The organism is Martelella sp. (assembly GCF_984369615.1).
The window spans coordinates 1-10,478 of sequence record NZ_CFHTCS010000138.1 but is presented as its reverse complement, the minus strand read 5'-3'; the positions used below and the strand labels follow the sequence as shown (position 1 = coordinate 10,478).

Below are 10,478 nucleotides of genomic sequence, written 5' to 3'. Positions count from 1 at the left end.
CGAACCATTTGAGAAAGGGTGGAAACATGAACAAGAGTGAACTCGTAGCATCCGTTGCCGAAAAGGCCGGTCTGTCCAAAACCGATGCCGCTTCTGCTGTCGACGCCGTATTCGACGCCGTGCAGGGCGAACTGAAGAACGGCGGCGAAGTGCGCCTGGCCGGCTTCGGCGCCTTTACCGTTTCGCACAGCGCCGCGCGCAAGGGCCGTAACCCGTCGACGGGCGCCGAGGTCGATATTCCGGCGCGCAACGTTCCGAAGTTCACGGCCGGCAAGGGTCTCAAGGAAGCTTGCAACTCTTAAGCATCCGCCGTCTTCTGACAGGCTGTTGACCCGGAGCGTTACGCTCCGGGTTTTTTGTTGTCTGTATTGTTGACGAACAGTTACCAAGTCGCCTCCCAGATAAGACTTGCCGGACCCCCTGCAGTTCATTACATCTGAGCCGACAAATCGCCGCAGCGAGCAGGGCTTTCTGCGGCACATTCTCGGGGCGGGGCGAAATTCCCCACCGGCGGTAAGCGTTTCCGACGCAAGCCCGCGAGCGCCTTCCCGGACATTGCCGGAAAGGGTCAGCAGATCCGGTGCGAAACCGGAGCCGACGGTCAAAGTCCGGAAGGAAGAGAATGCAGGCTGACGCGGGTCCGGTTTTTGCCGATGGCCCGCGGCGACCATGCGTCGTCCCGCATTCGATGCGCCTTGAGCGCTGTGAAGGATCGAGACCGTATGGGCAAGGCAATCTATCGTTCTCCAGCATTGACCGGCGCATTCTGGATGGTGCTTGCCGGCGTGGTGTACGCGGCAGGCAATGTGCTGATCCAGCAGTTGACCATGAAGATGGGCTTTGCGTCCTCCTCCGTCGCCTTCTGGCAGTATGGCATCGCCCTGCTGTTCGCCATTCCGTATCTGTGGCGCACGGGGCTTGCAGTCATGCGCACTGCCTATCCCGGTCAGCACATAGTGCGTGTGGCGCTTTCCGCGCTCGGCGTTCAGGCCTGGGTCTTCGGCCTCCAGTCCGTTCCCATCAGCCAGGCGATCGCCCTGGTGATGACGTCGCCCTTTTTCATCATCGTCGGCGCCAGGCTGTTTCTGGGCGAGCGCGTCGGGCCGTCGCGCTGGCTTGCGACCGCTGTCGGTTTCTCCGGCGCGCTGCTTATCCTTCAGCCCTGGTCGGCAAGCTTCACCTGGGCGGCGCTTCTGCCGGTGCTCTCCGCGCTGCTCTGGGGCGGCACGTCGCTGATTACCAAGAAACTGACGGCGCATGAGAGGCCGGAATCGATCACCGTATGGCTGCTGGTGCTGCTGACACCGATCAATGCTCTTGTCGCGATCGGCGGCGGGTTCGCCGTGCCGGCGGGCGACGCGATCTGGATCATGCTTGCGCTCGGCCTGATGACGGTGTTGGCGCAGTATTTCCTGACGCTCGCCTATTCCAGCGCGGACGCGGCCTATGTCCAGCCCTTCGATGATCTGAAACTGCCGCTGAACGTGCTTGGCGGCTGGCTGGTCTTCGGCTATGCGCCCGATAAGCTGTTCTGGGTCGGCGGCGTCATGATCCTCGCCGCATCGCTCTCGATCATGCTGATTGAGCGCGGGCGGGAACGCTGAGACAAATCTGTCACGCGGGCGTCATCAAGACGTTATCGTCCTGTCACGCGCGTGACGCACAACCCTCCGGTATTTCACGCCCAGGAGGGAAACCCATGAAACTGCGCCTTTCCGGTGCGGCGCTTACCGCCGCGCTTCTCGCATCAGCCGCCATTCCGGCATCCGCCGATCAGGTGTTCAACCGCATCGCCGTTTTCGCCGTCAACGAAAACCTTCCGGCCGACATGGACGCCATGAGCGCCACGTCCGCGGAGATCATCACCGCGACCGAAGACGGCAACATGCTCGTCTATTCCGACAGTCCGCTCGGCGCCGTCGGCTTCATCGACATTGCCGACCCGCGCGCGCCGAAGGCCGCGGGCACCATCAAGCTTGAGGGCGAGCCGACCTCGGTTGCCGTTTCCGGCGCAAAGGCCTTTGTCGGCGTCAACACGTCGGAAAGCTTCACGTCGCCTTCCGGCTTCCTCGGCGTCATCGATATTGCATCGAAGACCCTTGAAGCGCAGTGCGATCTCGGCGGCCAGCCCGATTCGGTTGCCGTGTCTCCCGATGGCTCGATCGTTGCCGTCGCCATCGAAAACGAGCGCGATGAGGACCTGAACGACGGCGAAATTCCGCAGATGCCTGCCGGCGACCTGGTGATCATCTCGCTGAAGGACGGTGTTGCCGATTGCGCCACGACCAGGCATGTCGCCATGGCCGGCTTCGATGAGATGACGGCGCCGAGCGATCCGGAACCGGAATTCATCGACATCAACGACGACAATGAGATCGTCGTCACCATGCAGGAAAACAACGGTATCGCTGTCGTTGACGGCAATACCGGCGCGGTGAAGACCCACTTCTCCGCCGGCACGGTCGACCTGACCGGCATCGACACCGAAAAGGACGGCAAGCTCGATTTCACCGGTTCGCTGACCGCCGTTCCGCGCGAGCCCGACACGGTGAAGTGGCTCGACAATGACCGCTTCGTCATCGCCAATGAGGGCGACTACAAGGGCGGTTCGCGCGGCTTCTCGATCTTCTCCGATACCGGTGAACTGCTGCATGAGGCCGGCGCTTCCTTCGAGCGCGCCGTAGCCTCCATCGGTCACTTCCCGGACAAGCGCGCCGGCAAGAAGGGCGTCGAGCCGGAAGGCCTGATCGTTGGCCAGTATGGCGATACCAACTACCTCTTCGTCATGTCCGAGCGCGGTTCTGTCGTCGGCGTCTATAATGACAATGTCCAGGATGCGCCCGAACTGGTCCAGCTTCTGCCGTCCGGCATCGGTCCGGAAAGCGGCGTCGCCATTCCCGCCCGCAACCTGCTGGTCACCGCCAATGAGGAAGACCTCGGCCCCGACGGCGGCGTGCGCGCCCATGTGATGCTCTACGCCTATGAAGAGGGCGAGGCGGACTATCCGCAGATCGCTTCCGATGTTTCCCGCGATCCGCTGATCGGCTTCGGCGCGCTCTCCGGCCTTGCCGCCGATCCAGCGGACGCCTCGAAGCTCTATGCCGTCAATGACAGCTTCTATTCGGGCCAGCCCTCGGTCTTCATCATCGACGCTTCGAAGAAGCCGGCGCTGATCACCGACGCGATCCGCGTTACCCGCAATGGCGAGCCTGCCGAAAAGCTCGATCTCGAAGGCGTGGCCGTCGACGGCAATGGCGGCTTCTGGCTGGCGTCTGAAGGCAATCCGGACAAGGACGTGCCGCACGCGGTTCTCCACATCGACGGTACGGGCGAGATCACCGAAACCATCGACCTGCCGGAAGAGCTGCTGGCCAGCCAGACCCGCTTCGGCATGGAAGGCATCACCACGGTGGGCGAGGGCGATGACCTGACGCTGTGGATGGCCGTTCAGCGCGAATGGGCCGATGACGCCAAGGGCTTCGTCAAGCTTCTGGCCTACACGCCGGCAACGGGCGAATGGGGCGCCGTCTCCTATCCCCTGGAAACGCCGGAGAAGGGCTGGATGGGTCTTTCGGAGATCACCGCCAATGGCGACAACGTCTATATCGTCGAGCGCGACAACCAGATCGGCGCGGCCGCAAAGGTCAAGAAGCTGTTCAAGGTATCGCTTGCCGACATGAAGCCGGCCGCGATCGGCTCGGAACTTCCCGTTGTCGAAAAGCAGGACGTCGTCGACCTTCTGCCGCTGATGAAGTCGGCCACCAACGGCTATGTCGTCGACAAGATCGAGGGCTTCACCATCGCCGCCGACGGCACGGCCTATGCCGTAACCGACAATGACGGCGTGGACGACAGCTCCGGCGAGACGCTGTTCTTCACGGTTCCGATGAACATGTAATGAGACAAAGGCCGGCGCGATGCCGGCCGGGCTCTTGCAGAAAGGCCGCAGTGCGAAAGCGCTGCGGCCTTTTCGGGTTTGAACCTATTTCAGTCTGCGCTCGATCGCCTTGGCATCCTGCCAGAGCGCTTCCATGCGCTCCAGCGTGGCGGCGTCCAGGCTTTCACCGTTTACCTCAAGAGACCGCTCTATATGATTGAACCGACGTCTGAATTTCGTGTTGGTGCCGCGCAACGCCTGTTCGGGGTCCGTCTTCGTGTGGCGACCGAGATTGACAGCGGCGAAGATGAGGTCACCGAGTTCGTCAGCGATCTTTGCCTGATCGCCACTGGTCAATGCCTGGCGCAACTCGCCGATTTCCTCCTCGAACTTGTCGAGGATCGGTTCGGGTTCCAACCAGTCGAAACCGACGCGGGCGGCCTGTTCCTGCAGCTTCAGCGCCTCCGTCAGCGCCGGGAAGCTGCGCTGGACATTGCCGAGATGCCCTACCTTGAAATCTTCGGTAACGCCGGCCTTCGCGCGTCTCGCCGCACGGTCGGCCTTTTCCTGCCGTTTGATTTCATCCCACTGGATCTTCACCGCCTCGGGCGTATCGGCGTCGTTGCGGGCAAAGACATGCGGGTGGCGGCGGATCATCTTGGCGGTCACCGCATGCACGACGTCTCCGAAGGAAAACAGGCCGTCCTCCTCGGCCATGCGGGCGTGGTACACGACCTGCAGCAGGAGATCGCCGAGCTCGTCGCAAAGATCGTCGAAATCCTTCCGCTCGATCGCGTCGGCCACCTCGTAGGCCTCCTCGATCGTGTACGGCTTGATCGTCTCGAAATCCTGCTTGATGTCCCAGGGGCAGCCGGTATCGGGATCACGAAGGGCTGCCATTATGTCGATAAGGCGGGCGATGTCGCGGGAAGGCTCCAATGGAATGCTCCGTTGCGTCGGAAATATCAGTCAAGCGGGATGTTGGCCTCGCCCTTATGCGATTGGTAGGTCTCGGACGCAAGCGCATAGCTCGCCTTGATTCTCTCGACCCGGGCCAGGAAACGGCTGCTCTCCGGTTCTTCCGCAGCATTGGCCATGTCCACGATCGAACGCGCTTCAAAGAAGGCATTGTGCCGCCGGTAGCCGCCAGGCTCGAGCCCGTAGAGTTCCTTCATGATCTTCAGGTCGTGGGGAATGCCGAAGCTGTCGCGCGAATCCTCGTGGCTGAAGAAGTAGAAATAGTTGTCGAACCCGGCCCAGGTGATCGCCGACATGCACATGGTGCAGGGCTCATGGGTGGAGAGGAACAGAAGCTCCTTCGTGTCGGGTTTCACCGGCAATTCGTAAAACTGCTTCAGCGTGTGCACCTCGCCGTGCCAGAGGGGGTTCGCTGTCTCGTCATTGGTGCCGGCGATGACGAGGGAGAGATCGGATTTCCGCAAAATGGCGGCGCCGAAAACCTTGTTGCCGGCTTCGACCCCCTTTGAAGTGAGGGGCAGGATGTCTTGTTCGATGACGTTCAGCAGGCGTTCGGTCAAAAGCGCATCGTTCATGCATGTTCCCCTTGCTCGCAGGCTCTTTTGCGCCGTCAGTTAAGGGGGCAATCATCGCGTGCGCAAGGGATGAGATGCCTGCGAAGGCCAGATTTGCTGTGCCGATGCCGGAATTGAGGAATGAAATGTTCTCCGGCGCATCGTCGCGCATTTTCGTTTCTTCAAGCGCGGGCCAACGCAGTTCATCATTCCGTCATCAATGGAAGGACTGCTCGAAGATGGTCGCAAGGGAAGAATTGCTGTCGGCGTTTCCGGCATTTTTCAGGGTTGAGGGCCGCAAGGTCGCAATTTTCGGCTCCGGTGCGGAGGCTTACGCCAAGGCGCGGCTGATGGCGAAGACGAGCGCCGAGATTGCCGCCTATGGCGAAAACCCGGACGAGGACTACCGCGCCTTTCTGGTCGCGCATGGCGCGCGCCTGGTCGAAGCGCCGTTTGCCGCAGAGCAGCTTGACGGCGCGGTGCTTGCCTTCGCGGCGACCGGCGAGCCGGAGCAGGATCACCTGATCGCCGACTGCGCCCGTGCGCTTTCCGTTCCGGTCAATGCCGTCGACCAGAAGGAAGACTGCGATTTCTATACGCCGGCGCTTGTTGCCCGCCCGCCGGTCGCAATCGCCATCGGCACGGAGGGGGCAGGGCCGGTGCTGGCGCAGATGATCCGCGCCCGGATCGACACGATGCTGCCGCGTTCGCTCGGGCCGCTGGCGCGCCTTGCCGCCAATCTGCGCGACAAGGTGGATGCCAATATTCCGCGCGGGGCCGCGCGACGGGCCTTCTGGGCACGCTTCTTCAACGGTTCGGTGGCGAACGCCGTCGAAAAGGGACGTCTTCTCGAAGCCGAATGCCTGGCCGACGAGATCATCTCCGACGGGTCTACCGTTTCAGGCCATGTCGCGCTCGTCGGCGCCGGGCCGGGCGCCGAGGACCTTCTGACGATCCGCGCCCACAGGCTCTTGATGGAAGCGGACGTGATTGCCTTTGATGCGCTGGTGCCGCAGGCCGTGGTCGATATGGGCCGCCGCGACGCGGAGCGCATCTCCGTCGGCAAGCGCAAGAACTGCCATTCCAAGTCGCAGAATGAAATCAATGACCTGCTGGTGAAACTTGCCAGGGAAGGCAAGCGCGTCGTGCGGCTGAAATCCGGCGATCCGCTGATTTTCGGCCGGGCCGGCGAGGAGATGGCCGCGCTCAGGGCCGCAGGGGTCTCCTACGAAGTGGTGCCGGGCATCACCTCCGCCTCGGCCGCCGCCGCGGATTTCGGCCTGCCGATGACGCTCAGGGGCGTTGCCTCCACACTGGTTTTTACGACCGGCCACGACCTTAATGGCGACACCTTGCCGGACTGGGCCGCGCTTGCGGTCCGGGGTGCCACCATTGCCGTCTATATGGGCCGTTCCGTTGCCGCCAAGCTCGGCGCCCGGCTGCAGGAAGCGGGTGTTCCCGCCGACACCACGATCGCCGTCGTCGAGAATGCCAGCCGCAAGAACCGCCGGCTGTTCCACGGCGTCCTTTCCGAACTGCCGCTGCTTGAAACGCGCGAGGACCTGACCGGCCCGGTCATGGTGATCATCGGTGACGCCGTTGCCGGCGCCAGTCTTGAGGAGTCGAGCGCTCTCGCGCTCAACAACAATCTTGTCGAAGAGAAATTCACGGGAGCCGTCCATGTCCGCTAAGGTTCTGACCGCAAACCGCCTGACCGATGGCCTTGCCGTCTGGCTCGACGCCAACGGTCGCTGGACGCGCGATCTGCAGCATGCGCTCGTCGCCCGCCACGACGCGGCGGTTGCAAGCCTCGAGGAGATCGGCAAGCGCGACTTTTCCGGCAATCTGATCGTCGACGTGGCCGTGATCGACGTCGACGAGCGAGCCGATGGCCGGATCCGGCCGCTCAGGCTGCGCGAGCGCATTCGCGCCGAGGGGCCCACGATTCCCTACGCAGCGGGCTATGCGCCCGCCAAACCCGAACATGTGGAGGCGTGACATGTATCGCTATGACGAATTCGACCATGATTTTGTCCGGGAACGCGTCGCGCAGTTCACCGATCAGGTGGAACGCCGCCTCTCGGGCGAAATCACCGAGGACCAGTTCAAGCCGCTGAGGCTGATGAACGGCGTCTACCTCCAGCTCCACGCCTATATGCTGCGGATCGCCGTGCCCTATGGCACGATGAACGGCCGGCAGATGCGTATGCTTGCCCATATCGCGCGCAAATATGACCGGGGCTACGGCCACTTCACCACGCGCCAGAACATTCAGTTCAACTGGCCGAGGCTCGAAGACATTCCGGCAATCCTGAGCGATCTCGCCGAGGTCGAGATGCATGCGATCCAGACGTCCGGCAATTGCATCCGCAATGTCACGGCCGATCATTTCTCCGGCGCTGCGGCCGACGAGGTTGCCGATCCGCGCCCCTATGCGGAAATCCTCAGGCAATGGTCGTCGCTGCATCCGGAATTTTCATTCCTGCCGCGCAAGTTCAAAATCGCCGTGACGGGCGCCGAGCGCGACCGCGCCGCAATCCAGGTCCACGACATCGGCCTGCACCTGAAGAAGAACGAGGCCGGCGAACTCGGCTTTGCCGTCTATGTCGGCGGCGGGCAGGGCCGCACGCCGATGATTGCCAAGAAGGTGCGCGATTTCCTGCCGGAGGCCGATCTTCTGGCCTATGCGACGGCAATTCTGCGCGTCTACAATCTCAACGGCCGGCGTGACAACAAGTACAAGGCGCGAATCAAGATCCTGGTCCACGAGACCGGCCTTGAGGAACTGAAGACGGATATCGAGCGCGAGTTCGAGGCGTTGAGGGACGGCGAGCTGACGCTCCCAGAGGGCGATATCGAAGCTATCCGTCGCTATTTCGCGCTTCCCGATCTTCCCGCCCGCGAACGCGACCGTTTCGATACCGCCGACAGCGGCTATCTCGACTGGCTGACCCGCAACACCGCCGACCACAAGCGCGACGACTATGCCATGGTCACCATTTCGCTGAAACCGATCGGCGGCATCCCGGGGGATGCGACGGATGCGCAGATGGAAGCCGTCGCCGATATCGCCGAGCGCTTTGCCTTTGACGAAATCCGGGTCAGCCATGAGCAGAACCTCGTTCTGCCGCATGTCGCACGGGCCGATCTTCAGGCCGTCTATGCGGCGCTGAAGGAGGCCGGCCTTGAAACGGGCAATGCCGGGCTGATCACCGATATCATCGCCTGTCCCGGGCTCGACTATTGCGCGCTTGCCAATGCGCGCTCCATTCCGGTGGCCCAGCAGCTTTCGGAGCGTTTCGGCGATCCGGCGCGCCAGGCGGAGATCGGCGAGCTGAAAATCAAGATCTCCGGCTGCATCAATGCCTGCGGCCATCACCATGTCGGCCATATCGGCCTTCTGGGCGTGGAGAAGAAGGGCGCGGAGCTCTACCAGATCACGCTCGGCGGTTCGGCCGATGAAAACACCTCGATCGGCGAGATCGTCGGGCGCGGCTTCGAGCCGGAAAAGGTGACCGACGCTGTGGAGACCATTGTCGACACCTATCTGCACCTGCGCAGGGATCGCTCCGAGACCTTCATTGAAGCCTATCGCCGGCTCGGCGCGCAGCCCTTCAAGGATGCGCTCTATCCCGAAAAAGCCAGGGCCGCCTGAGGAGAGAACAGTGACAGTGATCTGGAGAGAGACCGGTTTCGTCGAACACGATCCCTGGGTGATCGAGACCGAGGAACGCAGGGCAGGCGAGGGCGAACGCCGACTCATCCCCCTTGCCGAGATGCTCGAAAACGGATTTCAGGGCAATGAAGGGGCCGGGGTGGTCCTCGGGCCGTCTGACGATCCGCTGAAACTCGAGCCCTTGCTCGACCGTATCGAGATCATCGCCCTGACGTTTCCGTCCTTCAGCGACGGTCGGGCCTTTTCGCAGGCAACGCTGCTGCGCGAGCGGCTCGGCTATCGCGGAGAACTGCGCGCCGTCGGCGATGTGCTGATCGATCCGCTCGTGCTGATGCTGCGATGCGGGTTCGACAGCTTCGCGCTCGACAACCCGACCGCGGTCGGCCGTGTGCGGGAAGGTCGGCTTCCCGCCGTCAACCTGTATTACCAGCCCGCCGCCCGCCGGTCCGCAGCGCCGGGCGGCTACAAATGGCGTCGGGTGGCTAAAACATGACCGACCGCTGCAGGTTTTTTTGAGGCATCCGCCTTTGCAATCTTTGGCCCAGGGTATTATCTGAGCGCGTAGACAGTCGCGAATGCGCGGAATTTTGATTGCGCCGGTCCCATTCCGGCGTGCAGCAGACAGGACGAGACGTCGACATGAATGTGCAAGCCACGACCGAGGAATTTGCCGCGACACTGCCCGCCGGCGTATATGGCGAGAAGGTGCTGAGTGTTCAGCACTACACGGACCGGCTGTTCCGCTTCACCATGACGCGGCCCGACGGCTTCCGCTTCCGCTCCGGCGAATTCGCGATGATCGGGCTGATGGTCGACGGCAAGCCGATCTACCGCGCCTATTCGATCGCGAGCCCTTCCTGGGCCGAGGAACTGGAATTCTTCTCGATCAAGGTTCCCGGCGGGCCGCTGACCCAGCATCTGCAGAATATCCGGGAAGGCGACATCGTGCTGATGCGCAAGAAGCCGACCGGAACGCTGGTGCTCGACGCCCTGACGCCGGCGAAGCGCCTCTACATGTTCTCCACGGGCACCGGGATCGCGCCCTTCGCCAGCCTGATCCGCGAGCCGGAAACCTACGAAAAATTCGATGAGGTGATCCTGACCCACACCTGCCGGGAGGTGGCCGAACTGCAATATGGCTTCGATCTCGTCAGCGAAATTCGCAATGACGAGCTCCTGAGCGAGATCGTCGGCGACAAGCTGACGCATTATGCCAGCGTGACGCGCGAGCCCTTCGAGCGCACCGGCCGGATCACCGACCTGATCTCCAGTGGCAAGCTTTTCGCAGATCTCGGCCTGCCGCCGCTGAGCCCGGAAACCGATCGCGGCATGATCTGCGGTTCGGCGGAGATGCTGAAGGACACCAAGGCGCTTCTGGAGGCGGCCGGCATGG

The 10,478-nt window shown here is 62.5% G+C and carries 10 protein-coding genes and 1 riboswitch; of the genes, 8 read left to right on the top strand and 2 right to left on the bottom strand.

The genetic code is table 11. The features are described 5' to 3' along the window. The first annotated feature begins 26 nt into the window (after nt 1-26). From AC5DC2_RS12400 to AC5DC2_RS12390, 3 genes are all read left to right on the top strand, one after another. Nucleotides 27-302, top strand: coding sequence for an HU family DNA-binding protein (locus AC5DC2_RS12400; protein WP_018066007.1), 276 nt, complete (start codon nt 27-29; stop codon nt 300-302). 174 nt (nt 303-476) lie between these two features. Further along, nucleotides 477-628: riboswitch (FMN riboswitch) on the top strand. Nucleotides 629-722: 94 nt separating this feature from the next. Next, entirely contained in the window at nt 723-1,604 is an 882-nt protein-coding gene (locus AC5DC2_RS12395) for a DMT family transporter (RefSeq protein ID WP_491698687.1), read from the top strand. A gap of 95 nt (nt 1,605-1,699) precedes the next feature. Beyond that, nucleotides 1,700-3,898 carry an esterase-like activity of phytase family protein gene (locus AC5DC2_RS12390; RefSeq protein WP_491698686.1) on the top strand — a complete coding sequence of 733 codons (2,199 nt, stop codon included), beginning with the start codon at nt 1,700-1,702 and terminating at the stop codon, nt 3,896-3,898. 84 nt (nt 3,899-3,982) lie between these two features. On the opposite strand, the gene mazG is transcribed toward AC5DC2_RS12390, so the two are convergent. Both mazG and AC5DC2_RS12380 read right to left on the bottom strand, forming a co-directional pair. Continuing rightward, the gene (gene mazG / locus AC5DC2_RS12385; protein ID WP_491698685.1) at nt 3,983-4,816 is read right to left on the bottom strand and encodes a nucleoside triphosphate pyrophosphohydrolase; all 834 of its coding nucleotides are present in this window, start codon (nt 4,814-4,816) and stop codon (nt 3,983-3,985) included. A 26-nt stretch (nt 4,817-4,842) separates the two neighbouring features. Beyond that, nucleotides 4,843-5,430 carry a nucleoside deaminase gene (locus AC5DC2_RS12380; RefSeq protein ID WP_024709594.1) on the bottom strand — a complete coding sequence of 196 codons (588 nt, stop codon included), beginning with the start codon at nt 5,428-5,430 and terminating at the stop codon, nt 4,843-4,845. Nucleotides 5,431-5,648: 218 nt separating this feature from the next. Between AC5DC2_RS12380 and cysG the strand changes: the two genes are divergently transcribed. The 5 genes from cysG to AC5DC2_RS12355 form a co-directional block, all read left to right on the top strand. Further along, nucleotides 5,649-7,100: a siroheme synthase CysG gene (gene cysG / locus AC5DC2_RS12375; RefSeq protein ID WP_491698684.1), complete on the top strand. Its 1,452-nt coding sequence runs from the start codon at nt 5,649-5,651 to the stop codon at nt 7,098-7,100. After that, nucleotides 7,090-7,407 (top strand): DUF2849 domain-containing protein, encoded by a 318-nt coding sequence (locus tag AC5DC2_RS12370; protein ID WP_491698683.1) that lies wholly within the window; start codon nt 7,090-7,092, stop codon nt 7,405-7,407. Before cysG ends, AC5DC2_RS12370 begins: the two co-directional genes overlap by 11 nt. Nucleotide 7,408: 1 nt before the next feature. Further along, nucleotides 7,409-9,064, top strand: a complete 1,656-nt coding sequence (locus AC5DC2_RS12365) for a nitrite/sulfite reductase (RefSeq protein ID WP_491698682.1) — start codon at nt 7,409-7,411, stop codon at nt 9,062-9,064. A 10-nt stretch (nt 9,065-9,074) separates the two neighbouring features. Beyond that, entirely contained in the window at nt 9,075-9,578 is a 504-nt protein-coding gene (locus AC5DC2_RS12360) for a DUF934 domain-containing protein (RefSeq protein ID WP_024709598.1), read from the top strand. A gap of 146 nt (nt 9,579-9,724) precedes the next feature. Then, nucleotides 9,725-10,478, top strand: a 754-nt coding sequence (locus AC5DC2_RS12355; protein WP_491698681.1) for a ferredoxin--NADP reductase, incomplete at its 3' end; no start/stop codon positions are given.